Annotated in this window: 25 protein-coding genes; 11 read left to right on the top strand and 14 right to left on the bottom strand. The window is 66.8% G+C overall.

Annotated elements, in window-relative coordinates:
• Nucleotides 1-14 precede the first annotated feature (14 nt).
• Nucleotides 15-1,040, bottom strand: coding sequence for a purine-nucleoside phosphorylase (locus AC1DNE_RS07325; RefSeq protein ID WP_441470604.1), 1,026 nt, complete (start codon nt 1,038-1,040; stop codon nt 15-17).
• A 192-nt stretch (nt 1,041-1,232) separates the two neighbouring features.
• Here AC1DNE_RS07325 and AC1DNE_RS07320 point away from each other — a divergent pair, with 192 nt between their 5' ends.
• The 4 genes from AC1DNE_RS07320 to AC1DNE_RS07305 all read left to right on the top strand — a co-directional run bounded on the left by AC1DNE_RS07320 (nt 1,233) and on the right by AC1DNE_RS07305 (nt 4,884).
• A complete protein-coding gene (locus tag AC1DNE_RS07320; protein ID WP_441470603.1) occupies nt 1,233-1,895 on the top strand; it encodes a tetratricopeptide repeat protein in 663 nt (220 codons plus the stop codon).
• A gap of 82 nt (nt 1,896-1,977) precedes the next feature.
• Nucleotides 1,978-3,366: a ribosome biogenesis GTPase Der gene (gene der, locus AC1DNE_RS07315; protein ID WP_441470602.1), complete on the top strand. Its 1,389-nt coding sequence runs from the start codon at nt 1,978-1,980 to the stop codon at nt 3,364-3,366.
• The gene (locus AC1DNE_RS07310; RefSeq protein ID WP_441470601.1) at nt 3,366-4,463 is read left to right on the top strand and encodes an NAD(P)/FAD-dependent oxidoreductase; all 1,098 of its coding nucleotides are present in this window, start codon (nt 3,366-3,368) and stop codon (nt 4,461-4,463) included. Before der ends, AC1DNE_RS07310 begins: the two co-directional genes overlap by 1 nt.
• A 16-nt stretch (nt 4,464-4,479) precedes the next feature.
• Nucleotides 4,480-4,884 carry an NUDIX hydrolase gene (locus AC1DNE_RS07305; RefSeq protein ID WP_441470600.1) on the top strand — a complete coding sequence of 135 codons (405 nt, stop codon included), beginning with the start codon at nt 4,480-4,482 and terminating at the stop codon, nt 4,882-4,884.
• Between the two features lie 10 nt (nt 4,885-4,894).
• On the opposite strand, the gene AC1DNE_RS07300 is transcribed toward AC1DNE_RS07305, so the two are convergent.
• From AC1DNE_RS07300 to rpsF, 10 genes are all read right to left on the bottom strand, one after another.
• Nucleotides 4,895-5,635 (bottom strand): SDR family NAD(P)-dependent oxidoreductase, encoded by a 741-nt coding sequence (locus AC1DNE_RS07300; RefSeq protein ID WP_441470599.1) that lies wholly within the window; start codon nt 5,633-5,635, stop codon nt 4,895-4,897.
• Between the two features lie 16 nt (nt 5,636-5,651).
• The gene (purF, locus tag AC1DNE_RS07295; RefSeq protein WP_441470598.1) at nt 5,652-7,124 is read right to left on the bottom strand and encodes an amidophosphoribosyltransferase; all 1,473 of its coding nucleotides are present in this window, start codon (nt 7,122-7,124) and stop codon (nt 5,652-5,654) included.
• 40 nt (nt 7,125-7,164) lie between these two features.
• Nucleotides 7,165-7,782, bottom strand: a complete 618-nt coding sequence (locus tag AC1DNE_RS07290) for a CvpA family protein (RefSeq protein ID WP_441470597.1) — start codon at nt 7,780-7,782, stop codon at nt 7,165-7,167.
• A 106-nt stretch (nt 7,783-7,888) separates the two neighbouring features.
• Nucleotides 7,889-9,289: a DNA repair protein RadA gene (radA, locus tag AC1DNE_RS07285; protein ID WP_476765120.1), complete on the bottom strand. Its 1,401-nt coding sequence runs from the start codon at nt 9,287-9,289 to the stop codon at nt 7,889-7,891.
• Between the two features lie 163 nt (nt 9,290-9,452).
• Nucleotides 9,453-10,580 (bottom strand): alanine racemase, encoded by a 1,128-nt coding sequence (alr, locus tag AC1DNE_RS07280; RefSeq protein ID WP_476765207.1) that lies wholly within the window; start codon nt 10,578-10,580, stop codon nt 9,453-9,455.
• Nucleotides 10,580-12,067 carry a replicative DNA helicase gene (locus tag AC1DNE_RS07275; RefSeq protein ID WP_441470594.1) on the bottom strand — a complete coding sequence of 496 codons (1,488 nt, stop codon included), beginning with the start codon at nt 12,065-12,067 and terminating at the stop codon, nt 10,580-10,582. The genes alr and AC1DNE_RS07275 overlap by 1 nt, the downstream gene beginning before the upstream one ends.
• Before the next feature lie 220 nt (nt 12,068-12,287).
• Nucleotides 12,288-12,851, bottom strand: coding sequence for a 50S ribosomal protein L9 (gene rplI / locus AC1DNE_RS07270; RefSeq protein WP_441470593.1), 564 nt, complete (start codon nt 12,849-12,851; stop codon nt 12,288-12,290).
• 32 nt (nt 12,852-12,883) lie between these two features.
• A complete protein-coding gene (locus tag AC1DNE_RS07265) occupies nt 12,884-13,831 on the bottom strand; it encodes a DUF2232 domain-containing protein (protein ID WP_476840996.1) in 948 nt (315 codons plus the stop codon).
• Between the two features lie 180 nt (nt 13,832-14,011).
• On the bottom strand, nt 14,012-14,257 hold the full coding sequence (gene rpsR, locus AC1DNE_RS07260; RefSeq protein ID WP_038367644.1) for a 30S ribosomal protein S18: 246 nt from the start codon (nt 14,255-14,257) through the stop codon (nt 14,012-14,014).
• Between the two features lie 2 nt (nt 14,258-14,259).
• Nucleotides 14,260-14,691 carry a 30S ribosomal protein S6 gene (gene rpsF, locus AC1DNE_RS07255; RefSeq protein WP_441470591.1) on the bottom strand — a complete coding sequence of 144 codons (432 nt, stop codon included), beginning with the start codon at nt 14,689-14,691 and terminating at the stop codon, nt 14,260-14,262.
• 334 nt (nt 14,692-15,025) lie between these two features.
• Here rpsF and fabD point away from each other — a divergent pair, with 334 nt between their 5' ends.
• From fabD to gmk, 7 genes are all read left to right on the top strand, one after another.
• Nucleotides 15,026-15,970, top strand: coding sequence for an ACP S-malonyltransferase (gene fabD / locus AC1DNE_RS07250; protein ID WP_441470590.1), 945 nt, complete (start codon nt 15,026-15,028; stop codon nt 15,968-15,970).
• A 42-nt stretch (nt 15,971-16,012) separates the two neighbouring features.
• On the top strand, nt 16,013-16,750 hold the full coding sequence (fabG, locus tag AC1DNE_RS07245; protein ID WP_441470589.1) for a 3-oxoacyl-[acyl-carrier-protein] reductase: 738 nt from the start codon (nt 16,013-16,015) through the stop codon (nt 16,748-16,750).
• Between the two features lie 259 nt (nt 16,751-17,009).
• Nucleotides 17,010-17,246 (top strand): acyl carrier protein, encoded by a 237-nt coding sequence (locus AC1DNE_RS07240; RefSeq protein ID WP_149128804.1) that lies wholly within the window; start codon nt 17,010-17,012, stop codon nt 17,244-17,246.
• 55 nt (nt 17,247-17,301) lie between these two features.
• On the top strand, nt 17,302-18,573 hold the full coding sequence (fabF, locus tag AC1DNE_RS07235; protein WP_476765208.1) for a beta-ketoacyl-ACP synthase II: 1,272 nt from the start codon (nt 17,302-17,304) through the stop codon (nt 18,571-18,573).
• Between the two features lie 200 nt (nt 18,574-18,773).
• The gene (gene mltG, locus AC1DNE_RS07230; RefSeq protein WP_441470588.1) at nt 18,774-20,123 is read left to right on the top strand and encodes an endolytic transglycosylase MltG; all 1,350 of its coding nucleotides are present in this window, start codon (nt 18,774-18,776) and stop codon (nt 20,121-20,123) included.
• Nucleotides 20,124-20,231: 108 nt separating this feature from the next.
• Nucleotides 20,232-21,113 carry a YicC/YloC family endoribonuclease gene (locus AC1DNE_RS07225; protein ID WP_441470587.1) on the top strand — a complete coding sequence of 294 codons (882 nt, stop codon included), beginning with the start codon at nt 20,232-20,234 and terminating at the stop codon, nt 21,111-21,113.
• Between the two features lie 6 nt (nt 21,114-21,119).
• Nucleotides 21,120-21,767: a guanylate kinase gene (gene gmk, locus AC1DNE_RS07220; RefSeq protein WP_441470586.1), complete on the top strand. Its 648-nt coding sequence runs from the start codon at nt 21,120-21,122 to the stop codon at nt 21,765-21,767.
• 94 nt (nt 21,768-21,861) lie between these two features.
• Here the strand turns inward: gmk and rsmA are convergent, their stop codons facing one another.
• The 3 genes from rsmA to AC1DNE_RS07205 are packed head-to-tail and all read right to left on the bottom strand — an operon-like array spanning nt 21,862 to nt 26,323.
• Entirely contained in the window at nt 21,862-22,710 is an 849-nt protein-coding gene (rsmA, locus tag AC1DNE_RS07215) for a 16S rRNA (adenine(1518)-N(6)/adenine(1519)-N(6))-dimethyltransferase RsmA (protein WP_441470585.1), read from the bottom strand.
• Nucleotides 22,707-23,726 (bottom strand): 4-hydroxythreonine-4-phosphate dehydrogenase PdxA, encoded by a 1,020-nt coding sequence (gene pdxA / locus AC1DNE_RS07210; RefSeq protein WP_441470584.1) that lies wholly within the window; start codon nt 23,724-23,726, stop codon nt 22,707-22,709. Before pdxA ends, rsmA begins: the two co-directional genes overlap by 4 nt.
• 53 nt (nt 23,727-23,779) lie before the next feature.
• Nucleotides 23,780-26,323, bottom strand: coding sequence for an LPS-assembly protein LptD (locus AC1DNE_RS07205; protein WP_476765123.1), 2,544 nt, complete (start codon nt 26,321-26,323; stop codon nt 23,780-23,782).
• Nucleotides 26,324-26,342 lie beyond the last annotated feature (19 nt).

The following is a 26,342-nucleotide window of genomic DNA, read 5'->3' as shown; positions in this document are numbered from 1 at the left end:
CCCTTTGGCGGGCCTTATTTCGCCGGCACTCCGTTCTGCCATTCCGCCCAGTTGGCAGTGATGTGATCGACCACCCGCGAGCCGACAGCTTCGATATTGGCGACGGTCTCGGCAAAGCCGCCGGCGGTCTGGCCCGGTGCCGGGTCGAGATGCTGCAGCGTCGTCTCGTCGGGGTTGCCCTGGTCGAAATTGACCGCACCGCGCAGGCTCAGGATCCGGTCGGTGCCGAATTGGCGCTTGATCACCAGCGTGATCGCGGCGGCTTCCATCTCGGTGATGACATAGTCGTCGGCGCCGTAGAGCTTGGCCATGTACTGCGCTTCCTTCGACAGGCCCGGCCCGTGGAAGAAGGTGTCTCCGGTCATATGCGTGCCAACCGTCACGGACGGAGCAGCCTGCGCCCGCTTGTCGGGGTAGCGCATGCGATACTGCTTGGCCGAGTCGGAATCCTGCAGGTTGACGCCCGAGCTGAGCTTCACCGCCCAGTTGACGAGCGCCGGGTTGAGCTGGAAGACGCGGTAGCTCTCATAGCCCTTGCGCGGCATGAAGACGGGCTCGCCCGGCTTGCCTTCCTCCGGCGCCCAGCGATGGCCGAGGTCGTAGTCGACCAGCCAGCTGCCCCAGGAGACGTCGCCGATCGTGCCGCGCGAAGGCGGCGTGCCGGCAACGCCGCTGAGTACGAAATAGGTCTGGGAGAAGTCATAGGCCGGATCGAGCAGAATCGCCTGCATCGAGGACGAGGAATTGACCTTGCCCATGCCGAGCACCGCGCCGCAGACGCCGTCGTCGTTGCAGTAAATCGGCTTCAGCGCGCCTTTGACCGTGTGCGGCTGGCTCGCCTTCCAGTAACGCTCGTACCAGTGCTGGAATTCGCCCGCCCGGTCGCCCGTGTTCTCACCGATCTCGAACATGGCGCCGACGAAGACCTTGACCTTGATCGGCTGGGTTTGCGCCGCGGCGGGAAGCGCGAGCGAGCCGAATGCAAAGGCGGCAAGGGTCATGGCGGCGAGGCCGCTCCGTCTGGCGGTGATCTGATTCATGGGTCTCTCCACGGCCAAAACTGAAAGGGCCGTCCGGGTCGGGCGCAGCAAGCGCTGCGCCGCTTCTGCCATGGCGCGGGCAGGGGCGTCCATCGCGGCTTTGTCATAGGCGTGACGATCCGTTCGCTGAACCGGCTCGCCTTCGCCGCTCGAAAATGCTACCGGGCTCCCAACAGGGATTTTGACAGTCAAATGGCCGATATTTTTCGCGAGATCGATGAGGAAGTCCGGCGCGACAAGGCGGCGGAGCTTTGGAAGAAATATGGCTGGCTCATCACCGGCCTCGCAGTGCTGGCCGTAGTCGCGGTAGCAGGCTGGCAATTCTGGCTGCACCGCGAGAACCAGGCCTCGCAGGCCGTGGGCGCGCGCCTCGAAGCGGCCCTGAAATCCTCCCGAGACGGTGACAGCACGCAGGCCGAGACGATCCTGAAGGAACTCGCCAGCAGCGCGCCCGCCGGCTATCGCCTGATCGCGCGCTTCCGCCTTGCCGCCGAAACCGCCAAGGGCGATGCGGCTGCCGGCATTGCCGCCTTCGATGCGCTCGCCAACGACGCCACGCTGGACGCGACCTATCGCGACCTCGCCAAGCTGCGTGCCGGCATCCTGCGCGTCGATCTCTCGCCCTATGCGGAGGTCAAGACGACACTGGAGCCGCTGGCGAGCCCGCAGGGGGCCTGGCGCCATTCGGCCCGCGAATTCCTCGGCATCTCCGCGCTCAAGGCCAATCAATTCGACGAAGCCGGCCGCTGGTTCGATGCCGCGATCACCGATCCTCAGGCTCCGCAGGCGCTGCGCCAGCGCGTGGAACTGTATCTCGCTCTCGTCCGCGGCGGGCCCGTCACGGTGAAGAACTGAACCGGAGCCTGGCTCCCAACGCTTCCGTCACTCCGTTCCGGTCTTGCGGCCGCGCCGGAGTGACGATGGAATGTGAAGTCTGATGACAGCCATCGTCGCCCTCATCGGCCGGCCCAATGTCGGCAAGTCGACGCTGTTCAACCGGCTCGTCGGCAAGAAGCTCGCGCTGGTCGACGACCGGCCGGGCGTCACGCGCGATCGCCGCGAGGGCGATGCCACGCTCGGCCATCTGCGCTTCAAGGTCATCGATACGGCCGGCCTCGAGGAGGCGGACAAGGATTCGCTCGCCGGCCGCATGCGCGCCCAGACCGAGACCGCGATCGCCCAGGCCGATGTCGTGGTGTTCATGATCGATGCACGCCTCGGCCTGACGCCGATGGATCAGCCCTTTGCCGATCTGGTGCGTCGCTCCGGCAAGCCCGTGATCCTGCTCGCCAACAAGGCGGAGGGAAAGAAGGGCGCTGACGGCATCATCGACTCCTATTCGCTCGGCCTCGGCGACCCCGTGCCGTTCTCGGCCGAGCATGGCGAGGGCACGGCCGATCTGCTCGAAGCTCTGGTACCCTTCATCCCGGACGAGCCCGAGGAAGAAGAGGAAGACCCCTGGGCGGACGTTCCGGCGGAGGTTGCCGACGAGGACGACAATCCCGACCGGCCGCTACGCGTCACCATCATCGGCCGCCCCAATGCAGGCAAGTCGACTCTGGTCAACCGCATCATCGGCGAGGAGCGTCTGCTGACCGGCCCCGAGGCCGGCATTACCCGCGACACCATCTCGGTCGACTGGGAATGGCGCGGCCGCAAGGTCAAGCTCTTCGATACTGCCGGCATGCGCAAGCGCGCGCGCATCGAGGAGAAGCTTGAGAAGCTCTCCGTTGCGGATTCGCTGCGCGCCATCCGCTTCGCCGAAGTCGTGGTCGTGCTGCTCGACGCCACCATCCCCTTCGAGAAGCAGGACCTGACGCTGGTCGACCTGACGGAGCGCGAGGGCCGGGCCGTCGTCATCGGCCTCAACAAATGGGACCTCGTCGCCGACAAGCAGGGCCTGCTCGCCGAGCTCAAGGAGAAGGCCAATCATCTGCTCGCGCAGGTGCGTGGCGTGCCGATCGTGCCGCTTTCCGGCCTCGCCGGTGAGGGCATCGACCGGCTGATGCAGGCGGTGTTCTCGGCCTACGAGGTCTGGAACCGCCGCGTCTCGACCGCGCGCATCAACCGCTGGCTGGAAGGCGTGCTCTCGGCGCATCCGCCGCCGGCCGTGGCCGGGCGGCGCATCAAGATTCGTTACATGACGCAGGCCAAGGCGCGCCCGCCGACCTTCGCGCTGTTCGGCAACCAGCTCGAGCATCTGCCGATCTCCTATGTCCGCTATCTCGTGAACAACCTGCGGGAAGGCTTCGACCTGCCGGGCACGCCGATCCGGCTGCACCGGCGCGGTGGCCAGAATCCCTACGACAAGGAGCGCAAGGGCTGATGCGGATCGCGGTCGTCGGCGCCGGAATCGCCGGGCTTTCCACCGCCTGGTCGCTGAACAAGCGCGGGCATGACGTCACGCTCTTCGAGCAGGCGCCGCAGATCCCCAACCCCTACGCTGCCTCCGGCGACCAGCACCGCATCATCCGCCGTGCCTATGCCGGCGCAGACGGCTATGCCCGCACCATCAGCGAGGCGTTCGAGGCCTGGGAGGAGCTCTGGGCCGATCTCGGCACGCGCCATTACGCACCCTGCGGCACGCTTGGCGTCTCGCAGACACCGGATGACGAAGGCGACGCCTATCTGCAGGGGTTCGACCGAGTCGGCTCGCCCTATGAGCTCTACGAGCCGGCGGAAGCATCCCGGCGCTACCCCTTCCTCGACGCGGCAACGATCCGCTACGCCTACCTCAACCGGGAGGGCGGTGCGCTGTTTCCGGCCCGCATCGCGGCCGGGCTGGTGCGCCTGCTGCGCGAGCGCGGAGCCATGATTCGCGAGGGCGTGGAGGTTGCGGCCATCGATCCGGAGGCCGGCAAGCTGACCCTGGCCGATGGCGAGCAGGCGAGCTTCGACCGCGTCGTGGTGTCGGCCGGGGCCTGGGTGCTGAAGCTGCTGCCCGATCTGGCCGAGACCCTGACCACCTATCGCACCGCGGTGGTCTATCTCGACCCGCCGGAGGATCTGAAGGCAGCCTGGCAGGCGGCGCCGGTCATCGTCGATGTCGGCGGCACGATCGACGGTTACGTCCTGCCGCCGGTCGACGGAACCGGGCTCAAGTTCGGCGCCGGCATCCACAAGCGCCCGCGCCAGCCGGCCGAGGAGCGTGAGCCGCGCCTAGGCGAGGGCGAGATGCTGCGCGACTATTTCTCGCCGCCCTTCGCACGCATCGCCGAGTACCGGGTCGATCGCGTCGTGACCTGCGCCTACACCTTCACCGCGGACCGCAAGTTCCTCTCACGGCAGATCGGCCGGGTGACGGCTGTCTCGGCCTGCTCCGGCCATGGCTACAAGTTCGGAGCCTCGGTCGGCCGGCGTGTCGCGGCGGCGGTCGAGAGCGGCGATCAGGCCGGGCTGCTGCGCTGGCTCAGGGCCGAGTGAGCACGGCGGGGCGCGCATGCTCGAAACCGTGAGCGCGCTTTTCGTCGACCGGGACCGGAAGGTGCTGCTCGGGCTGCGCGCCGTCTGGAAGCAGGCCTGGCCCGGCCATTGGGACGCGATCGGTGGGCGCGTGGAGCCCGGAGAGGCGCTGGAGCGCGCTCTGATCCGCGAGTGTCGCGAGGAGGTCGGGCTGACGCCGACCCGCTATGAACTCGTGCTGTCGGAAGCCGAGCGCTTTCCCGAGCGCAATGGCGCGGCGCTGCACCACATCTACGTGGTCCGCGCCTGGGAAGGCGGCGAGGCTGCCAATCTCGTCGACGAGCATGACGAGATCCGCTGGTTCAGCCAGGAGGAAATGGCGGCTCTCCCGAACCTGACCATTCCCGACCTGATCACACTCGCGCGGGCCTCGCAGGGCTGACGCAGCCGGCTCAGGCCGGCAGCTGCGGGCTCAGCACCTTGCCCTGCGGGAAGTCGAAGATCTTGCCGCTCTCGGTCCAGTCCGGCGAGGCGAGCCTGACCAGATGCGGCGCCAGATCCTCCGGCGTCTTCAGCGTCATCGGGTCCTCGCCCGGCATCGCCTCGGCGCGCATGCGGGTGCGCAGCGGCCCCGGATTGACCAGCATGACCTTGACCGGCGTCGTTGCCGTCTCGGCAGCGTAGGTGCGCCCCAGCGCTTCCACCGCGGCCTTGGAAATCGAGTACGGCCCCCAATAGGCCGTGCACTTATGCGCAGCGCCGGACGACATCAGCAGGACACGGCCTGCATCCGAGGCGCGGAGCGCCGGATCGAGCGACTTGATCAGCCGCCAGTTGGCGGTGACGTTGGTGTCGAGCACCTTGGCCCAGTCCTTCTCGGTCGCGTGGCCGAGCGGGGTGAGAGGGCCGAGGATGCCGGCGTTCGCCAGCAGGATGTCGAGCTTGCCCCAACGCTCCAGCAGGGCTGGGCCGAGCTTTTCCAGCCCCGTGGCGTCGCTGAGGTCGAGCGGTACGAGCGTGGCGGTTCCGCCGATCTCGCGAATCTCGTCGTCGAGCTCCTCCAGGGCGCCGGCCGTACGGGAGAGCGCGACGACATGGGCGCCGGCCCGCGCGAAGGCGAGCGCGGCGGCGCGGCCGATGCCGCGCGAGGCGCCGGTGACGAGCGCGAGGCGCCCCTCGAGAGGCTTGGTCATATCGGCTTCCGGTGGCTCAGCCGGCTTCGGCCAGCAGGGAGATCTGCTGCTTGGCGCTCTCGCCGATCACGTCGGTCAGTGAGGTCGGGTAGTCGCCGGTGAAGCAGTGGTCGGTGAATTGCGGCCGCGCGGGGTCGCGCCCTTCATGGCCCATGGCGCGGTAGAGCCCGTTCACCGAGATGAAGGCCAGCGAATCCGCGCCGACGAACTGCCGCATTTCCTCCAGCGAATGCGTGGCGGCGAGCAGCTTCTCGCGGTCGGGCGTGTCGATGCCGTAGTAGTCGGGATGGGTGATCGGCGGCGAGGAGATGCGGAAATGCACCTCGCGGGCACCGGCCTCCCGCATCATCTTCACGATCTTGAAGGAGGTCGTGCCGCGCACGATCGAATCGTCGACCAGCACGACGCGCTTGCCCTCGACGACCGAGCGGTTGGCCGAGTGCTTCAGCTTGACGCCGAGTTCGCGGACTTTCTGCGTCGGCTCGATGAAGGTGCGGCCGACATAGTGGTTGCGGATGATGCCGAGCTCGAAGGGGATGCCGCTCGCCTGCGAATAGCCGAGCGCTGCCGGCACGCCGGAATCCGGCACGGGCACGATGACATCGGCATCGGCTGGCGATTCCTGCGCCAGCACCGCGCCCATTGCCTTGCGGCGCTCATAGATGCTGCGGCCCTTCACGATGGAATCGGGGCGGGCGAAGTAGATGTACTCGAAAATGCAGGGCCGCTCGGGCACCGGCGGGAAGGGCTTGTGGCTCTCGATACCGCTCTCGGAGATGATCACGACCTCGCCGTTCTCGACCTCGCGGATGAACTTGGCGCCGATGATGTCGAGCGCGCAGGTCTCCGAGGTCAGGATCGGGCAGCCGTCGAGCTCGCCCAGCACGAGCGGGCGGATGCCGAGCGGATCGCGTGCGCCGATCAGCTTCTTGTTGGTGATGCCGACGAAGGCATAGGCGCCCTCGATCTGGCGGATCGCCTCGATGAAGCGGTCGACGAATTGCTGCTTGCGGCTGCGGGCGACGAGATGGAGGAGGACCTCGGTGTCGGAGGTCGACTGATAGATCGCGCCGTCGCGGACTAGATTGCGCCGCAGTGTCAGGCCGTTGGTGAGGTTGCCGTTATGCGCCACGGCGAAACCGCCGCCATGCAGCTCGGAGAAGAGCGGCTGGACGTTGCGCAGAATGGTCTCGCCCGTCGTCGAATAGCGGACGTGGCCGATGGCCTGCTTGCCCTTGAGCTTGTCGATGACGCTCGCTTCCGAGAAGGCGTCGCCGACGAGACCGAGGCGGCGCTCGGAATGGAAGCGGTTGCCGTCGAAGGAGACGATGCCCGCCGCCTCCTGGCCGCGATGCTGGAGCGCGTGCAGGCCGAGCGCGGTCAGCGCCGCCGCGTCGGAGTGGCCGAAAATGCCGAAGACGCCGCATTCCTCCCGCAGCCGGTCGGCATTGGGGTCGAAGGCGGTCTCAGTCTCGGTCTGCGAGATCATGGCGAGCTCCACGCGTGGGGACGGTGACTCTACGCGTCAATTAGGGACGGGTTGGGGCGGGTGCAACCGGTGCCGGCGCCGCCGGGCTACGCGGTTCCTCCGCCGGGGCCTCGGTGGTTTCCTCCGGCTTCTGCTTTTTCAGCAGATTCTTGATGAAATCGGCATTCACATCCTGCGGCAGCATCGCGAGCAGCGAGCGCCCGGTCTCCTCCAGCACAGGCTTGGCCTTGGCGTCCTTGGCCCAGGTCGGCATCTTCTCGTTGCCGACCAGCCCGGTGAAAAAGAGATAGCCGATCACCGCCAGCAGCAGGCCGCGCGCGGCGCCGAAGACGAAGCCGAGCGTGCGGTCGAGCGCGCCGATGCGCGAGTCGAGCACGAAGTCGGAAATCTTGGCCGTGACGATCGAGACGACGATCAGCGTCGCGAGGAACAGCGCGGCGATCGAGGCGACGAGGGCGATCGTGTCCTGCGCCGAGCTTGCCGGGATGTATTGCTTCACGAAGGGCAGGAGCTGCGGGTGGAACACCCAGGCGACCGCTGCGGCCGCGATCCAGGAGGCGATCGCAAGCACTTCGCGCGTAAAGCCGCGGACGGCAGCGAGCAAAGCCGAGATCAGAACCACGCCGATGACGACGAGATCGAGAATGGTTACAGGCATGGGAGGGCCGCTTTGCTGTGGTCTGGTGCCGGCCGGCCGCAAATAGAGTGACCGTTTCGGCTTTGCTATACGCGTTCCCGCCGTCTGCGTCACCCTTTCGGGGAAGTCATTTCACATCTCTGCGAGGTGCGCGCGCGGCAATATCGGCAACGAGTTCCGTGACATGGCCGAAACGGCGCAGATTGAGCCCGCCGCCATCGCCGTGATCGGCTCCGCCGGCAGGCATCAGCGCGGCCTCGAAGCCGAGTTTGGCGGCCTCTCGCAGGCGGGCCGGCGTGACCGAAACCGGCCGAATCGCGCCCGATAGCGCGATCTCGCCGAAGTAAACTCCGTGAGGCGGCAGGGTCGCGCCGCTGAGCGATGACACCAGCGCCGCCGCGACCGCGACATCGGCCGCCGGCTCGTTGACGCGCAGGCCGCCGGCGACGTTGAGGTAGACGTCGTGCTGCCCGAGCCGCAGGCCGCCATGCGTTTCGAGCACGGCGAGCACCATGGCGAGGCGGCTGTTCTCCCAGCCGACCACGGCGCGCCGCGGCGTGCCGAGTGACGTCGGCGCGACCAGCGCCTGGATCTCGACCAGGACCGGCCGCGTTCCTTCGATGCCGGCGAAGACCGCCGCACCCGGCGCCGGCTGGTCGCGTCCGGAGAGGAAAAGCGCCGAGGGATTGGTGACCTCCGACAGTCCCTTGCCGGTCATCTCGAAGACGCCGATCTCGTCGGTCGGACCGAAGCGGTTCTTCTGGCCGCGCAGAACGCGGAAAGCATGGGCGCCTTCGCCCTCGAACGAGAGCACGGCATCGACCATGTGCTCGACCACGCGTGGGCCGGCGATCTGGCCGTCCTTGGTGACGTGGCCGACGAGGATCAGGCAGACGCCGCTGGTTTTGGCATAGCGGATCAGCGCCTGCGCCGAGCCACGCACCTGCGTCACCGTGCCCGGTGCGCTCTCGACCTCGCCCGACCACATGGTCTGGATCGAGTCGATCACCACGAGGGCAGGGCGCTGGCCCTGGCCGAGCGTTGCGACGATGTCCTCGACATTGGTCTCGGCCGCGAGCTCGACCGGCGCCTCCGCCAGCCCCATGCGCTCGGCGCGCAACCGGACCTGGCCGGTCGATTCCTCGCCCGAGACATAGACGACGCGCCTGCCGGAATTGGCGAGCGCGGCGCAGGCCTGCATCAGCAGGGTCGACTTGCCGATGCCGGGATCGCCGCCAATCAGCAGCACCGAGCCCGGCACGAAGCCGCCGCCGGTGACGCGGTCGAGTTCGCCGATACCGGAGATGATGCGCGGGGCATCCTGCGTCTCGCCCTTCAGCGTCTCCAGCGCGAAGACACGGCCGCGCGCCCGCCCGTTCGAGGACGGCCTTCCGCCGCCCGGGACGGGTGCAACCTGCGCATCTTCGACCAGCGAGGACCATGTCCCGCAGGCGTCGCATTTGCCCTGCCAGCGGTGATAGACCGCGCCACAGGCTTGGCAATGGTAGGTCGGACCGCGCTTGGCCATCAGCCGGGGAGCCGCGGTTGGCAAGGCGCGAATGTCATTGCAGCCGCATCATGCTCGGGCTTGACCCGAGCATCTCCTTCCGAAGACGGCGCTGCTGCCTTCGCGTCATGCGATTCTCGGGTCTGCGCTGCGCTTCGCCCGAGAATGACGGCGTGACTCACTGTCAAAGCCCCACATAGCGGCGCTCGTAGCGTCGCCCGAGGCTGGTCAGGACCTCGTAGCCGATCGTCTTGGCGCCGGCGCCTACGGCTTCGAGGTCGAGCGGGCCGCCGATCAGCGTCACGCTCGCTCCGCGCTGGGCCGCGTCTGCCGGAGCCTCGCTGACGTCGATGATGATCAGGTCCATCGAGACCGTGCCGACGAAGGGGCAGAGGACGCCATCCAGCAGCGCCGAGCCGCCGGTCGTGGCGTCGGTCCAGCTGCCGTTGCGGGGATAGCCGTCGGCATAGCCGAGGTTGATCGTTGCGAGTTTGCGCTTGCCCTTGGCGGTCCAGCGGCCGTTATAGCCGACCTGCGTGCCGCCCTCGACCTCGCGGATCTGGATGATCCGCGCTTCCAGCCCGATGACGGGCCGCATCGGGTTCGGCTTTCCGGGCGTCGGGTTGCCGCCATAGAGCGCATAGCCCGGCCGGGTCAGCTGATAGGACGGGCAGTCTTCGAGGAAGTGACCCGAGGAGTTCTTGAGCGAGGCCGGAACATCGGGGAGCGCGGCCGCGATCTCCGCGAAGGCCGCGATCTGACGGGCATTGGCCGGATCGGTCTTGTCCTCCGACGAAGCGAAATGACTCATCACCAGACCGATATCGGCCGCTGCGATCACGCCGGATTTCTCGCGGGCGAGATTGAGTCCTTCGCCGGGCCAGAGCCCGAGCCGGTTCATCGCGGTGTCGACATGCAGCGCAGCGGGGCGTGTCCTGGCGCCGGTCTGTCGGAACGAGGCCCATTCCAGCAGTTCCTCATGCGAGCCGAGGACGGGCGAGAGCGCATGCTCGGCATAGGCGCCGCAGGTTCCGGGCAGCAGTCCGTTCAGCACATAGATCGCCGCCTCGGGCGCAACCTTGCGGGCACGAATGCCCTCGGAGAGATGCGCGACGAAGAAACTTTTGCAGCTGGCCTTCGCCAGCGCGGTCACGACCGGCTCGATGCCGAGGCCATAGGCGTCTGCCTTGACGACGGCGCCAGCCTCGGTGCCGGCGCGCTCGCCGAGAAGACGCCAGTTCGAGACCAGCGCGTCGAGATCGATCGTCAGCGTTGCGCCATAGGCGCCGGAATCATGGGAATCGACTGTCATCATTCACGGTCCGGAAGGCGCAGATCGTCGGCGCGGTCGGAGAAGCGCGTCACATCGGCGTCGAACTGCAAGGCCACGGCGCCGGTTGGGCCATGGCGCTGCTTGCCGATGATCAGCTCGGCGACGCCGTGCATGGCCTCCATCTCGATCTGCCACTTGTTGTGTTCTTCGGTGCCGGGGCGCGGCTCCTTGCCCTTGAGGTAGTATTCCTCGCGGTAAACGAACATCACAACGTCGGCGTCCTGCTCGATCGAGCCGGATTCGCGAAGGTCCGAGAGCTGCGGGCGCTTGTCGTCTCGGCTCTCGACCTGACGTGAGAGCTGGGAAAGCGCGATGATCGGGACGTTCAGTTCCTTTGCCAGCGCCTTCAGGCTGGTGGTGATCTCGGTCAGCTCCTGCACGCGGTTCTGCCCGCTCTTGGCCGAGCCGGAAAGGAGCTGGAGATAGTCGATAAAGAGGACGTCGAGCCCCTTCTGGCGCTTGAGCCGCCGGGCGCGCGCCATCAGCTGTGCGATCGAAATGCCGCCGGTCTGGTCGATATAGAGCGGCAGCTTCTCGATCTGCGCGGCGACGTCGGTGAGCCGGGCGAAATCGCCCTCGGTGATGCGGCCTTGCCTGATCTTGTAGGACGAGATGCTGGATTGCTCGGCGACGATACGCGTCGCGAGCTGATCCGCCGACATTTCGAGCGAGAAGAAGCCGACGATGCCGCCGTCGACGCTCTTGATCGTGCCGTCTTCCTGCCGCTCGCCGCGCCAGGCCTTGGCGATGTTGAAGGCGATGTTGGTGGCGAGCGAGGTCTTGCCCATGGCGGGGCGGCCGGCGAGCACGAGCAGGTCGGAGCGCTGCAGGCCGCCCATGCGCTGGTCGACGTCGCGCAGGCCGGTGGAGATGCCGGAGAGGCCGCCGGCGCGCTGATAGGCGCTCGCCGCCATATCGATGGCGAGGCGAAGCGCGCCGTCGAATTTCTGGAAGCCGCCTTCGTAGCGGCCCTTTTCCGCCAATTCGTAGAGCTTGCGCTCGGCTTCCTCGATCTGCTCGCGCGGCGGCATCTCGACCGGCGCGTCATAGGCGACGTTGACGAGGTCCTCGCCGACGCCGATGAGCTGCCGGCGCACGGCCAGATCGTAGATCGTGCGGCCGTAGTCGCCGGCATTGATGACGGTCGTCGCTTCGGCAGCGAGGCGGGCGAGATACTGGCTCGGCGTGATCTCGCCGAGGTCGAGGTCGTTGACGAAGGTCTTTAGCGTGATCGGGGTCGCGATCTTGCCGGCACGAATCAGGCTCGCCACCAGCTCGAAGACGCGCTGGTGGATCGGCTCGAAGAAATGGTCCGGCAGGAGGAAGTCGGAGACGCGATAGAAGGCGTCGTTGTTGACCAGGATCGCGCCCAGCAGCGCCTGCTCGGCCTCGATGTTGTGAGGCTGGACGCGAAAATCCGGCTCGCGGTTTTCGAGGCGGGTGACGAGGGCTGTCGCGGAGGCCATGGCTGCCTTGATAGGTAAGGGCGGGCTTACGGTTCAAGCCGACATTCGGCCGCGGCACACGGAACGCAAGGCGGCTGCTGAGTCGGAAGACATCTAGATTAGCACCCCGACAGCTCATGCCAGTAGGACGCTGCGCGATCCACGCCTTTGCACAGGCCACAGAACGAAAAAGGCGCCGTGTTGCCACGGCGCCCTTGACTCAGCCCGGAGGCGATTTGGCTCAGCGGTCGTCGTCGCCGGCCTCGGCCAGCGCCGCGCCGACCTCGAGGCCGAGATCGTCGAGATCGAACTCCTCGCGGGCGGTGACGTTCTCGCCGGCGGCCTGACGGTCGGCTTCCTGAGCCGAGCGGGCGACGTTGACGGTGATCGTGACCGCGACTTCCGGGTGCAGCACGACCGGGACAGTGTGCAGGCCCAGCGTCTTGATCGGGGTGTTCAGCGTCACCTGGCCACGCGAGACGTGGAAGCCGTCCTTGGTCAGCGCCTCGGCGATGTCACGGGTCGAGACCGAACCGTAGAGCACGCCGGACTCGCCGGACTGGCGCAGGATGGTGACGCTCTGGCCGTTCAGGCGCTCGGCGACCGAATCGGCCTCCGACTTGAGCTCGAGGTTGCGGGTCTCGAGCTCGAGCTTCTGGCTCTCGAAGCGCTTCTTGTTGTCCTCGGTGGCGCGCAGCGCCTTGCCGCGGGCGAGCAGGTAGTTGCGGCCGAAGCCGTCGCGGACGCGGACGACGTCGCCCATCTGGCCAAGCTTGGCGACGCGCTCGAGCAGGATCACTTCCATGGGTCTTCTCCTTGATGTCTTAAGTCTGGGTTTCAGGAACGGGTAGGCGGAGGCGGCAGCGCGGCCCGTCTGCGCAGGCCGAAAAGCGTATCGACGAGGCCGACGAGCGCGAGCAGCGGCGTCAGCACGGCCTGCATCACGATGAGCGCGACATAGACCGAGACCAGCATCGGCAGCCGCCAGGGGCGGCCGCGCGAGATGTCGTGCAGCAGGCAAAGCCCGCTGAACATGAAGGCGGCGAACAGCGCGCCGACCAGCGCGGTCGCGGCGACACCGATGAAGCCGCCCATCGCCGCAACCACGGCAGCGCCGGCCAGGAGCAGCAGCGCCTGGCGCGGCAGGGAGGCCGACGGAATGAAGGGCCAGGGGCKCGGCAGCCGGTCGGACATCTTCACGGTGCGCGCCGCGAGCCAGAGATTGGCGGTGATGGTGGTGACGAAGGAGGCGCCGATGCCGAGCGGCACGGCCGGCGCGAGGCTTTGCGCGAGCTCCTTCACCTGGATGTCGGCGGGCAGGGCGACAATCTTGCCGCGCACCATCTCGTTCAGCAGGTTCTCGATCATCCGCGCGATGACCGACCGATAGGTCTCGTAGTCGGTCGTCATCACCAGCGCGCTGCCGACAGTGGCGATCGCGGCGGTGGCGGCGATCCAGAGCAGCAGGTTGCCGAGGGGATACCACTCGACCCCGCCCTGGGCGTCGCCGCGGGCGAGCAAGGCGAGATAGGCGATCCACCAGGCCGGCAGGCCGATGATCAGGGCGAAGGCAATGCCGCCCGTCGGCGCGAGCGCAACCGCGACGGCGAGCGCTCCGGCAGCCGTGGCGAATAGTCCGGAACGGTGGTTCCAGCCGAGCGAAGCGATGAAGATCGGGAGGGGGGCGGCTGAATACAGCAACGCCGCCAGCGGCGATCCGGTGATCACCACTGAAAAAAGCAGGGCCGAAACGAGGCCCGCGCCGATGCCGACAATCGGAATCATGCGTCCGTCCTGCTGTCCCGCTGCTCGCAAGCCTTCCGGCTCGGCAGGGTGAGAGGCGCTCGGGCCTCAACGAACCCGGTGGAGTTTCACCGCCAGGCGACTGGTTGATCTTGAAAGCGAGAACCGGAGGCGCGGGAGGCGCCTCCGGGAATTATCGGTATCCGGAACCGGGTGAACGGCTCAGCGGATGACGTAGGGCAGCAGGCCGAGGAAGCGGGCGCGCTTGATCGCCTGGGCGAGCTCGCGCTGCTTCTTGGCGGAGACCGCCGTGATGCGGGACGGAACGATCTTGCCGCGCTCGGAGATGTAGCGCGAGAGCAGACGCACGTCCTTGTAGTCGATCTTCGGGGCGCCTTCGCCCGAGAACGGGCAGGACTTGCGGCGGCGGAAGAAGGGGCGACGGGCGCCAGCGGATGCAGTCGACATTCTCAGGCCTCCGCTTCGACGGTTTCGGTCGCTTCGTCTTCACGACGCGGACGATCACGGCGCGGGCCGCGCTCGAAACGATCGCCGCCACGCTCCGGACGGTCCTCGCGGTCACGCTTCTGGAGCATGGCCGACGGGCCTTCCTCCAACTCGTCGACCTTGACGGTCATGAAGCGCAGGATGTCCTCGTTGATGCGCATCTGGCGCTCCATCTCCAGCACGGCGGCGGAGGGAGCCTCGATGTTCAGCAGCGTGTAGTGAGCCTTGCGGTTCTTCTTGATGCGATAGCCGAGGGACTTGACGCCCCAGTACTCGACCTTGCGGATGGCGCCGCCATTCGCTTCGATCACGCCCTTGAACTGCTCGACAAGAGCTTCGACCTGCTGCGCGCTGACATCCTGCCGCGCGAGCAGCACATGCTCGTACAATGCCATATGTGGCCTTCCTTGTTTCACCCTGCTTCGCTCGGCGCGGAGCCCTCCGAGCCCTGGATAAGGCCCGACAGGATTTCTTCGAAGGCGGAGACACGGGATGACGACTCCATCGGAGCCTGCGCAGACCGTAGCGGCCAAGCGCCATCCGTTCAGCCTCCGGCCGAACAAGCAGGAGGCGGTCGTTACAGCGTTCGGGGCGTCATGGCAATCGGAATCTGGCCCGAAGTGCCGGGCATATGCGGAAAACTTGGCCTCCGCGCTTGACTTGGCGGCGGAACCGATGTGACAGCCGCGTCATATAAGACCATTGGTGAAGACCGGGGCGTTTCACAGCATGACCACAGCGTTCATCTTTCCGGGCCAGGGCTCGCAGGCGGTCGGCATGGGCAAGAGCCTGGCCGAAAACTTTCCCGCCGCGAAGTCGGTCTTCGACGAGGTCGATGCGGCGCTGTCGCAGAAGCTATCGGCTGTGATGTGGGACGGCCCCTCTGAGGAATTGACCCTGACCGCCAATGCCCAGCCGGCGCTGATGGCCGTCAGCCTGGCGGTGGTGCGCGTGCTCGAGGCCGAGGCCGGGCTCGATCTGAAGCGCGACGCCGCTTTCGTTGCCGGCCATTCGCTCGGCGAGTATTCGGCGCTCGCCGCCGCCGGCACCTTCTCCATAGCGGACGCCGCCCGGCTGCTGCGCATCCGCGGCGATGCCATGCAGAAGGCGGTTCCGGTCGGGCAGGGCGCGATGGCAGCCCTTCTCGGTGCCGAGTTGGACCAGGCCCGCGCAATCGCGGCCGATGCCGCTCAGGGCGAAGTTTGCGAGGCAGCGAACGATAATGGCGGCGGCCAGGTCGTCCTGTCTGGCGCCAAGGCGGCAATCGAGCGGGCGATCGCGCTCGCGGGCGAGCGTGGTGTGAAGCGTGCCATGCTGCTGCCGGTCTCCGCTCCGTTCCATTGCGCCCTGATGCAGCCGGCTGCCGATGCGATGCGCGAGGCGTTGGTTAAGGTGTCGATGCAGGCCCCGGTCGTGCCGGTGATGGCCAATGTCGGCGCCGCGCCGCTCAGTGCTCCGGAAGCGATCCGGGATTCGCTGGTGGCGCAGGTCACCGGCACCGTGCGCTGGCGCGAATGCGTGCAGGCCATGGCTGCCGCGGGCGTCACCGATTTCGTCGAACTCGGCAGCGGCAAGGTGCTTGCCGGCCTGGTGAAGCGTATCGTCGCCGGCTCGTCGCCGGTGTCGATCGGTACGGCAGAGGATATTGCCGCCTACAAGGCCCGCGGCGCCTGACGGCGCGGGCAAGAACGGCAGAACGCCGAAAAGGGAGCGAACATGTTTGATCTGACCGGCCGCAAGGCCCTGGTCACCGGTGCCACCGGCGGCCTCGGCGGAGCCATCGCACGGACCCTCCATGCGCAGGGTGCGAGCGTCGCGATCTCCGGCACACGCGCCGAGGCGCTGGAGGCCCTGGCGGCCGAGCTCGGCGAGCGCGTCGTCGTGGCGCCTTGCAACCTCTCCGACAAGGATTCGGTCGAGGCGCTGGTGCCGACGGCCGAGGAGAAGCTGGGCGGGCTCGACATCCTCGTCAATAATGCCGGCATCACCCGCGACAACCTGTTCCTGCGCCTGAAGGACGAGGACTGGGACAGCGTTCTCGCCGTCAACCTGACGGCCGCCTTCCGCCTGTCGCGCGCGGCCGTGAAGTCGATGATGCGCAAGCGCTACGGCCGAATCGTCTCGATCGGCTCCGTCGTCGGCACTACGGGCAATCCGGGGCAGGGCAACTACGCTGCCGCCAAGGCCGGCCTGATCGGCATGTCGAAGGCGCTCGCTGCCGAGGTTGCGAGCCGGAATATCACGGTCAACGTGGTCGCTCCCGGCTTCATCGAGTCGCCGATGACGCAGGCTCTGAACGAGAAGCAGCGCGAGAGCATTCTCTCTGACGTGCCGATGGGCCGGCTGGGTGCGGGCGCGGACATTGCCGCCGCCGTCGCCTTCCTCGCCAGCACGGAGGCCGGCTACGTCACCGGCCAGACGCTTCATGTGAACGGCGGAATGGCAATGATCTAGGGGCGTTAGCGCCATTTCTAGATTGGTTTTGATAACGTTGCGGCGCTCTCGCCAGCCTTGAAAGGTTATGTTAACTAGCGCCGTCGCGCTGCTGGCGAGCGAGCCGAGGGGACTTGACGAAACCTCGGTTGTTGCGTTTGTGCAGGCTTCGAGCTTTCCGGGTCGCGGGCATCGTCACGATGGCGCGGCGGCTCGGAATGAAAGTCCATAACGCGCGTCGCGCTCTGCGATGCGTTTTCAGTTTCTAAGGAAGAGACTCATGAGCGATGTCGCCGAGCGCGTGAAGAAGATCGTGGTCGAGCACCTCGGCGTCGAGCCCGAGAAGGTTGTCGATGGCGCCAACTTCATCGAGGACCTGGGTGCGGACAGCCTCGACACCGTCGAGCTCGTGATGGCCTTCGAGGAAGAGTTCGGCGTCGAGATCCCGGACGATGCGGCCGAGACGATCGTGACGGTCGGCGATGCCGTGAAGTTCCTCTCGGCGAAGAGCGCGTGATCGGCCTCCCAGGCTGATCGACACAGAAGGCATCATGGCTTCTCGCAGTTTTCCGATGCGGCGCGTGGTCGTGACCGGGCTCGGCATGGTGACGCCGCTCGCTTGCGGCGTCGAGCCGACCTGGGCGCGTCTCCTGGCCGGTGCCAGCGGCGCCGGCCCCATCACCAGCTTCGACGCCAGCGACCTGCCGGCGCAGATTGCCTGCAGCATCCCGCGGGGTGACGGTAGCGACGGGACCTTCGACCCCGACGCCTGGATGGAGCCGAAGGAACAGCGCAAGGTCGACGAGTTCATCGTCTTTGCGATGGCCGCCGCCACGCAGGCGCTGCAGGACGCGGGCTGGAAGCCTGAAAGCTACGAGGACCAGATCCGGACCGGTGTCGCCATCGGCTCCGGCATCGGCGGGCTCGGAGGCATCTACGAGGCCTCCCTGCTGCTGAAGGAGCGCGGGCCGCGCCGGCTCTCGCCCTTCTTCATCCCCGGGCGCCTGATCAATCTCGCCGCCGGCTATGTCTCGATCGAGCACGGGCTCAAAGGTCCGAACCACGCGGCCGTGACGGCCTGCTCGACCGGTGCGCATGCCATCGGCGACGCCTCGCGCATGATCGCGCTGGGCGATGCGGATGTCATGGTTGCGGGCGGCGCCGAATCTGCCGTCAACCGCATCGGTATCGCCGGTTTCTGCGCCTGCCGGGCGCTGTCCACCGGTTTCAATGATACGCCCGAGAAGGCGTCGCGTCCCTACGACAAGGACCGCGACGGCTTCGTCATGGGCGAGGGCGCCGGCGTCGTCGTGCTCGAGGAACTCGAGCACGCGCTGGGCCGTGGCGCGAAGATCTATGCCGAGGTTGTCGGCTACGGCATGTCCGGCGACGCCTACCACATCACCTCGCCGGCCGAGGACGGCGATGGCGCCTATCGCTGCATGCAGGCCGCGCTCGGACGGGCCGGCATCGCGGCGGCTGATCTCGACTATATCAACGCCCATGGCACCTCGACGCCTCTCGGCGACGAAATCGAGCTGCGCGCCGTCGAGCGCCTGCTTGCCAACGCGCCGAAGCTGCCTTCGATGTCCTCGACCAAGTCGGCGACGGGCCATCTGCTCGGCGCGGCCGGAGCGATCGAGGCGATCTTTACCGTGCTGGCGATCCGCGATCAGATCGCGCCGCCGACCATCAATCTCGACAACCCCTCCGTCGAGACGGATATCGATCTCGTCCCGCATGTCGCGCGCAAGCGCGAGATCGATTACGCCCTGTCGAATTCGTTCGGATTCGGCGGCACCAACGCCTCGCTGGTCCTGCGGCGCTACCATCCCGATAGCTGATCTCAGCGGGTCAGCTCCGTTTTGCCATAATGTTGGGTAGAGTTTGGCGCCAGCGTTGGCGAACGCGTGATTCCGCGTTCACAGCCACGAGGAAACCGGTTCTAATATGGCGGTTTAAAGCCTGATGCGCCTGGGGCCAGAATCCCTCCGGCGCTCGGTCGTGCCGAGACAGTCTACTTCATCCTGCGAGCGTCTTGATCGTGAATGATACGCCCCGCGTCGCCCCGAAGAGTCCGAGCGAGGCCCTCAAGCCCGTAGCGCCCCCGGCGCCGCCGCCGAAGGTGCGCCGCCGTCGCCGCAGTCCCTTCCTGTCGATGCTGAGCGGTCTTTTCACGATCGCGCTGGTCGGCGCCGGCGTCGTCGGCGCAGGCATCGCCGTTGTCTCCAGCCAGAGCAAGTCGCCAGGTCCGCTTGCGGGTGACCGCGTCCTCATCATCCCGAAGGAAAGCGGGCTGACCGAGATCGCGGAGCTGCTGCAGCGCGAGGGGTTGATCGAGCACCCGCTGAGCTTCCGCATCGCGGCGATCGTCGGCGGCGATTGGCACAAGCTTCAGGCCGGCGAGTACCTGTTCAAGGCGCGCGTGAGCCCGAAGGAGATTCTCGACATCATCTCCAGCGGCAAGGTGGTCGAGCATTCGATCACCGTTCCGGAAGGGCTGACGAGCGAGCAGATCGTCGAGCGTCTGCGCAACAATGAGCTTTTGACCGGCGAGATCGCCCAGGCGCCAAAGGAAGGCTCGATCCTGCCGGACACATATCGGTTCCCGCGTGGCTTCTCGCGGCAGGCGATCATCGACCGCATGGCGCGCGATCAGCGCGTGATCCTTGCGCGAATCTGGGAGCGTCGCCCTGCCGACCTGCCGATCAAGACGCCGCAGGAACTCGTGATTCTCGCCTCGATCGTCGAGAAGGAGACCGGCCGCGCCGATGAGCGTCCGCGCGTTGCCGGCGTCTTCATCAACCGCCTGAACCAGAAGATGAAGCTGCAGTCCGATCCGACGATCGTCTACGGCCTCGTCGGCGGCAAGGGCACGCTCGGCCGGCCGATCCAGCGCAACGAGATCACGCAGGCGACGCCTTACAACACCTATGTCATCACCGGACTACCCCCGGGGCCGATCGCCAATCCCGGGCGCGCTGCGATGGAGGCCGTGGTCAATCATTCGCGGACGAAGGAACTCTACTTCGTCGCCGATGGCAGCGGCGGTCATGCCTTCGCCGAGACGCTCGATCAGCACAACCGCAATGTCGGTCGTTGGCGCCAGATCGAGACGACGCGCAGCCAGCAGCAGGGCGGAAAGCCCTCGGGCGACGTGGTCGACAAGATCGAACCTCCGGCAGGCCCCGACAACCGGACCGAAGCTCCGGCATCGACCCAGCCTGGCGCCGACAATGCCGGCCTGCCCGTGGCCCAGCCGGCGGGCGCCGGCGCTGTGGCCGGCACCCGCGCCCGCGCCTTCGACGCCTCCGAGGGCACGCCGCGCGATCCGCTGCTCAACAAGACGTTCGATCTGAACTCGCCCAAGCAGGTTCCGCAGCTCAAGCCCTGAGCTGCCCATTATCGCGCGGGTCATCCCCATTTTCCGATGTTCCGGCGCTTGCCGCGGCCGGAGCGCGCCACTACGGTCCCGCCGCATCACAACAGGAGCGGCAGGGCCATGGCCATCGAAAGCATGACGGGCTTCGCCCGCGCCGCGGGGACCGCCGGCATCCATGGCTGGGCGTGGGAGATCCGCAGCGTCAACGGGCGCGGGCTCGATCTGCGCGTCCGGGTACCGCCCGGCTTCGAGGCGCTCGCGGAAGCTGCGCGCAAGCATCTGGCCGGCGCGTTCGCCCGTGGCACGTTGCACGTCAATCTGGCCGTCACCAGCGACGCTGGCCCGCCGCGTCCGCGCATCAACGAGGCCGTTCTCGTTGCCTTGCTGCAGGCGGTCGAGCGGCTGCCGCCAGCGGCGGGGATCAACCCGCCATCCTATGACGGCTTGCTGGGCATTCGCGGGGTCGTCGAATTCGCCGACGAAGCGCAGGATATCCTGGGGGCCGTCGAGGCCCCGGCGCTCGCCGGCCTGGAGGCTGCGGCTCTCGCTCTGAGGGAGGCCCGTTCCGCCGAGGGGCGCGCTTTGGCGGCGATCCTTCTCGGCCACCTCGAAACCATCGCGCGGCTTGCCGGCGAAGCTGAGCAGCATCCGGCGCGCAGCAGCGAGGCCATCCGGGCGCGCATCGCCGCGCAGGTCGAGACCCTGCTCGGCGCCAATAGCGGCTTCGATCCGCAGCGCCTGCACCAGGAGGCGGCGCTGCTTGCAGTGCGCGCCGATATCCGCGAGGAGATCGACCGGCTGCAGGCCCATGTGGGCGCGCTGCGCGAACTCCTCGCCAAAGGCGGCCCGATCGGCCGCAAGCTCGATTTCCTCGCCCAGGAGTTCGGCCGCGAGGCCTCGACGCTCTGCGCCAAAGCCAATGATCCCGGCCTGTCGCGCATCGGCCTCGAACTGCGCACCGTGGTCGATCAGTTGCGCGAGCAAGTTCAGAACGTGGAGTGAGCCGTGATGGCCGAAACGACCCGTCCGGCCCGGCGCGGCCTGATGCTGATCCTGTCTTCGCCGTCAGGCGCCGGCAAGTCGACGCTGACGCGCAATCTCTGCCAGCGCGAAACCAATATCGACCTTTCCGTCTCGGTGACGACGCGGGAGCGCCGGCCCTCGGAGATCGATAGCGTGCATTACCGCTTCATCGACCGAGACACCTTCGAGGCGCTGCGCGACCATGACGATCTGCTCGAATGGGCCGAGGTCCACGGCAATTGCTACGGTACGCCACGCAAGCCGGTCGAGGCGGCGCTGGCGCGCGGGCGTGACGTGCTGTTCGACATCGATTGGCAGGGCACGATGCAGATCGTCGAGAAGGCGCGCGAGGATGTCGTGACGATCTTCATCCTGCCGCCCTCGATGGCGGAGTTGCGCTCGCGGCTGGTACGCCGCGCCGAGGACGCTCAGGAGGTCATCGCCAAGCGACTCGCAAACGCTCGTTCCGAGATCGCGCGCTGGGAGAAGTACGACTACGTCATCGTCAACGACGATTTGAACGACGCCTACGACTCGATCAAGGCCATCCTCACCGCCGAGCGGCTGAAGCGCAGCCGGGCGATCGGCCTTGCCGATTTCGTCGAGACACTGCTCGACGAGGCGATGCCCTGACGATCGTGGAGCCGGCGGATCGAGCCCGGCTTAAGCTATCGATAGAGAAGGCGTGATCCGCCCAGATTGCCTCGCAATCCGGGCCGCGCGTGCTCTAGAGCCGGGCACCGAGCGCGTTGGCCAGGGCAACGAAGCCGGAAACCGGGATTTCTTCGGCGCGCGCCGTCTCGGAGAGGCCGGCGGCGGCGATGATCGGCGCGGGATCCGACAGCACCGCCTTCAGGCTCTGCCGCAGCATCTTGCGCCGCTGTCCGAAGGCCGCGAGCGTGACCCGCTCGAGCAGGCGTCGGTCGCAGGGCTCCGGCCGCTCGCGCGGAACGAGCTGGACGATCGAGGAGGTGATCTTCGGTGGCGGCACGAAGGCGTTGCGCGGCACATCGAACAGGATCTTCGTCTCGCAGCGCCAGTTCGACAGCACGGCGAGCCGGCCGTAATCCGCGCGTTGTTCCGGCGTCGCGACGATCCGCTCGGCCACCTCGCGCTGGAACATCAGTGTCAATGAGCTCCACCAGGACGGCCAGGGCTCGAGGCTGAGCCAGCCGACCAGCAGCGGCGTACCGATATTGTAGGGCAGGTTGGCGACGATTTTCGCGTGCTCGCCCTTGAGATGGGGCGACAGATCGACGGCGAGCGCATCGCCGTCGATGACCTCCAACCGACCCGGATAGCGTGCCGCGATCTCGGCCAGCGCCGGCAGGCAGCGCCGGTCGCGCTCGATCGCGATCACCCGTCTCGCTCCGTTGGCGAGCAGAGCGCGCGTCAACCCGCCGGGGCCCGGTCCGATCTCCACCACGGTCTCGTCGTCGAGTGGCCCAGCCGCTCTTGCGATGCGGCCCGTCAGGTTGAGGTCGAACAGAAAATTCTGTCCGAGMGCCTTCTGCGCCATCAGGCCATGGCGCTCGACCACCTCGCGCAACGGCGGCAGATCGTCGATTTGACTCATGATGCGGTCACCTGCATCGGCCCTTCGGCCATGCGCGCGGCAAGCTTCAGCGCGGCACAGAGGCTGTCGGGCCGCGCGATGCCCTTGCCTGCGATGTCGAAGGCGGTGCCATGGTCGGGAGAAGTCCGAATGAAGGGCAGGCCGAGCGTGACGTTGACGCCTTCGTCAAAGGCGATCGTCTTGATCGGGATCAGCGCCTGATCGTGATACATCGCCAGGGCCACGTCGTATCCAGCCCGCGCCCGGGCGTGGAACATCGTGTCCGCCGGATAGGGACCGCGCGCATCGATGCCTTCCCCCTGAAGCGCGGCGATGGCGGGCGCGATGACCGCCATGTCCTCGCTCCCCATCGCGCCGTTCTCGCCGGCATGGGGGTTGAGGCCGCTGAAGGCGAGGCGCGGCGCGGCGATGCCGAAGCGGGCTTTCAGCTCCGCCGCGACGATACGTGCGGTGTCCACGATGAGCTCGGTCGTCAGGAGCTCTGCTACGCGGCGCAGCGGCTCATGTATCGTCACCGGCACGACCGCAAGCTCTTCGCACCAGAGCATCATCACCGGTCGTGGCTCGCTTCCGCCATCCGCTGAAAGATGGGCAAGGTATTCGGTATGGCCGGGATGCCGGAAACCGGCCTGATAGAGCACCGATTTGGCGATCGGGTTGGTCACCACAGCAGCGGCCTCGCCGGTCCGCACTGCGGCGACTGCCATGTCGATCGAAGCGATGGTGGCCGGCGCTGTCGCTGGGTTGGGCCGACCGGGTTCCGCCGTGGCGGTAGCCGTGAGCGCGATGACCGGCAAGGCTTCCGGAAAAGCTTCCCCGGCATCATCCCAGCCGCAGACGCGCACCGGGACATGCCAACCCAACCGCTTCGCCAATCCGGCGAGATCGTCGGGGCTGGCAACGCAGGCGAAGGCCGGCAGCTTGCGCTCCCGGCGCTCAAGCCAGGCCCGCAGGGCAAGCTCCGGCCCGATGCCTGCCGGATCGCCCTGTGTCAGCGCAAGCGGCAATGGCGGCAAGGCGGAACTCCGCGTCGAAGAGGAAACGGGCCGCCTCGGCGGCCCGGATATCGTCACTGACTGACGCCGTCAGCCGATGAGCTGTTGAGATTCTGCGAATAGGCGAGCTCGCCCAGTGTGCGCAGCTCGAGACGGAACATGACCGTGCGGGTATCCTTGGTCGCGCCCGACTGCCGGTCGGCATTGCTTTGCGAATAGCTGATGTCGAAAATCGTGCACTCGTCGGTATAGTTGACACCGAGCGAGGTCGAGGCAGTCTGGAACGGTCCCGTGTTGGGATAGACCGGTACAGCCGCGACCGACGGAGCCGCCAGATAGGCCGCATAGGCGTCGCGATAGCGCTCGCGGTCGTATTTGTACTTGTCGAGATCGAACAGCACGCCGGCCCGGAGACGCCAGTTGTCGGCAATGCGCAGCGAACCGTTGAGCGACAGGCCCTCACGCCGGCGCGAGATGCCGAGTTCGGGCTGCGGCTCGTAGCGACCATAGCCGACCGAGGCCGTGATCACGCTGTTCGCATAGGTCGCGGCGGCGTCGATCCGCTGCGCTTCGAAGGTCGTCGAATTCAGGCGCGCGGCCCCGGTCAGGAAGAAGCCCTTGAACGGCGAAAGCTGCGCACGGGTGACGATGTCAGAGCTGTTCGTGTCGAGGCCGGAGTTGAGGCCGGTATTGACGAGGTCGCCGCTGGCAAAGGAGTTGCGTCCACCGAGCTGGAAGGACTGGCCGACGAGGAGATTGGCGAAAGCCTCCTTGCCGAACCGGCCGGTATAGAGCGCGCCGACATTGGCGCGGGTGCCGCCCTCGACGCGGTCATAGCCTGAGAATTTGCCGCTCCATTCGAACAGGTTCGTGGCGTCGAAGACGAGGCTCTGAGCGTCCTCGTTGGCGAGACGCACGCTGTGCGTCTCGTTCGGCCGCGCCACGATCTGCGCGACCGGCTCGATGATATGGGTGCCCCAGTCGGTCTTGGCGACGAAGGGATAGCGGTACATGAGGCCGATGGCCGGCATCACCCGGCCGAAGACCTCGTCGGAGGTATCCGCGATCGTCGAGACGCGCGAGTTGATCACGCTGCTGGTGTCGGGGTTGACCGAGAAGATGTCCGCGCGAACCGAGGCGTAGGGCGTCCACATCTGTCCGAGCGGATCGATGAAGTTGCGCCGCCAGGAAACCTCGGCCGTCGCGCGCGAGACATTGCCGGCGAGGCCACGCACCAGGCAGGTGCTCTTCTGGTACACCGCACAGCCGTCATAGAGCGAATAGCTCGGCGTCGTGATCAGGTAGGTCTTCTGCTGCGGCAATTGCGTGAACGCGGCAGTGTCGCGATTCAGGCTGGTGACGTTGACAGTGAATTCCAGCTCGCCGCCGAGGAAGGACGGCTTGTGGACCCGCTTGTCGTAGTCCAGCACAGGCAGCACCATCGGCTGCTGCTTCTGCCAGTCCTGGTAGTTCAGCGGCTGGAAATAGTAGCCGCGCAGATCGAACCAGGCGGTTGCGCTCTGGCCGTTCAGATAGGCCGTCGAGATCGATTCCTGCAGATAGGTCGTGGTGCTGAAGGCCTCGTTCTTGATCCGGTAGTTCTTGTAGAACCAGCGGTCCGTCGACATCGCGGCGTTCCAGCCGAACGACCAGTTCTGATTGATGTAGAACTTGCCGTTCGTTTCGACCGAACCGCGGAACTCCTTGTCACGCGGGCCGAGCGGACTCGCGAGGAAGGCTTCCTGATCCTGCTGAAAGATGCCGGATGCGCGGATGGTATAGGAGCCGTTGACCAGACGATGCCGCCACTCCGCCTGCCCGAGTACGCCCTGGCGGGTGAGGAAGGTCGGGGTCAGCGTCAGGTCGTAGTTCGGCGCCAGATTGAGGAAATACGGCAGGCCGACACCGAAGCCGAGGGCGGAGGTGTTGATAAACTTCGGCGACAGGAAGCCGGATTTGCGCTTTACCGTCGAGTCCGGGCCCGACATGTACGGCAAGTAGGCCATCGGGATGCCGGCGAATTCCAGCCGGGCATCCTCGTAGTAAACCGTCTGCTCGGATTTCTTGTGGATGATCCTGGCAGCCCGAACCTGCCATAGCGGCGGCTTTTCGGGGTTGTCCTTGCAGGGCTCGCAGGCGGTGTAGATGCCCTTCTCGAAGATGAAAGTCTCGCCGTCCGTCCGTTCCGCGCGCGGAGCGGAGAAGCGCGTGCGGTCCGGGTTCACGACGCGCAGGGAATCGATGAAGCCGTCGCGGAAGTCATCGGTTAGGTTGAACCTGTCGCCGGTTATGACGGTGCCGTTGGTCTCCGTGATGCGGGCGTTGCCGATGGCGGTGACCCGCTTGTTGGCCTGGTCATAAATGACGCGATCGGCCTCGATCGTCCGACCCTGATAGAGAATCTGGACGTCGCCGACGGCTGCGACCGTCTTCTTGTCGTTGTCGTAGACGAGCTCGCGCGCATCGACGACCATCCGGTCCTGCGGCTTGGCGGCGGCAGCGGCGGGCGCAGGCTTCGAGCCGGCCACCCGATTCTGGGCATAGGCCGGCCCGGCCAGCAGATAGGCCAGGCTGGAGGCGAGAGCGGTCGCCGCAGCAAAGTGCGCCACGCGGTTCACGCGCGAAACCATCCGTTAA

The organism is Allobosea sp. 05L423, from assembly GCF_056397745.1.
This window is presented reverse-complemented; position numbering and strand designations above follow the sequence as displayed.

Excerpts from the sequence above, each read along its gene's own strand:
- AC1DNE_RS07325 (WP_441470604.1), bottom strand. The coding sequence starts at position 1,040 with ATGAATCAGATCACCGCCAGACGGAGCGGCCTCGCCGCCATGACCCTT.
- AC1DNE_RS07320 (WP_441470603.1), top strand. The coding sequence starts at position 1,233 with ATGGCCGATATTTTTCGCGAGATCGATGAGGAAGTCCGGCGCGACAAG.
- der (WP_441470602.1), top strand. The coding sequence starts at position 1,978 with ATGACAGCCATCGTCGCCCTCATCGGCCGGCCCAATGTCGGCAAGTCG.
- AC1DNE_RS07310 (WP_441470601.1), top strand. The coding sequence starts at position 3,366 with ATGCGGATCGCGGTCGTCGGCGCCGGAATCGCCGGGCTTTCCACCGCC.
- AC1DNE_RS07305 (WP_441470600.1), top strand. The coding sequence starts at position 4,480 with ATGCTCGAAACCGTGAGCGCGCTTTTCGTCGACCGGGACCGGAAGGTG.
- AC1DNE_RS07300 (WP_441470599.1), bottom strand. The coding sequence starts at position 5,635 with ATGACCAAGCCTCTCGAGGGGCGCCTCGCGCTCGTCACCGGCGCCTCG.
- purF (WP_441470598.1), bottom strand. The coding sequence starts at position 7,124 with ATGATCTCGCAGACCGAGACTGAGACCGCCTTCGACCCCAATGCCGAC.
- AC1DNE_RS07290 (WP_441470597.1), bottom strand. The coding sequence starts at position 7,782 with ATGCCTGTAACCATTCTCGATCTCGTCGTCATCGGCGTGGTTCTGATC.
- radA (WP_476765120.1), bottom strand. The coding sequence starts at position 9,289 with ATGGCCAAGCGCGGTCCGACCTACCATTGCCAAGCCTGTGGCGCGGTC.
- alr (WP_476765207.1), bottom strand. The coding sequence starts at position 10,580 with ATGACAGTCGATTCCCATGATTCCGGCGCCTATGGCGCAACGCTGACG.
- AC1DNE_RS07275 (WP_441470594.1), bottom strand. The coding sequence starts at position 12,067 with ATGGCCTCCGCGACAGCCCTCGTCACCCGCCTCGAAAACCGCGAGCCG.
- rplI (WP_441470593.1), bottom strand. The coding sequence starts at position 12,851 with ATGGAAGTGATCCTGCTCGAGCGCGTCGCCAAGCTTGGCCAGATGGGC.
- rpsR (WP_038367644.1), bottom strand. The coding sequence starts at position 14,257 with ATGTCGACTGCATCCGCTGGCGCCCGTCGCCCCTTCTTCCGCCGCCGC.
- rpsF (WP_441470591.1), bottom strand. The coding sequence starts at position 14,691 with ATGGCATTGTACGAGCATGTGCTGCTCGCGCGGCAGGATGTCAGCGCG.
- fabD (WP_441470590.1), top strand. The coding sequence starts at position 15,026 with ATGACCACAGCGTTCATCTTTCCGGGCCAGGGCTCGCAGGCGGTCGGC.
- fabG (WP_441470589.1), top strand. The coding sequence starts at position 16,013 with ATGTTTGATCTGACCGGCCGCAAGGCCCTGGTCACCGGTGCCACCGGC.
- AC1DNE_RS07240 (WP_149128804.1), top strand. The coding sequence starts at position 17,010 with ATGAGCGATGTCGCCGAGCGCGTGAAGAAGATCGTGGTCGAGCACCTC.
- fabF (WP_476765208.1), top strand. The coding sequence starts at position 17,302 with ATGCGGCGCGTGGTCGTGACCGGGCTCGGCATGGTGACGCCGCTCGCT.
- AC1DNE_RS07225 (WP_441470587.1), top strand. The coding sequence starts at position 20,232 with ATGGCCATCGAAAGCATGACGGGCTTCGCCCGCGCCGCGGGGACCGCC.
- gmk (WP_441470586.1), top strand. The coding sequence starts at position 21,120 with ATGGCCGAAACGACCCGTCCGGCCCGGCGCGGCCTGATGCTGATCCTG.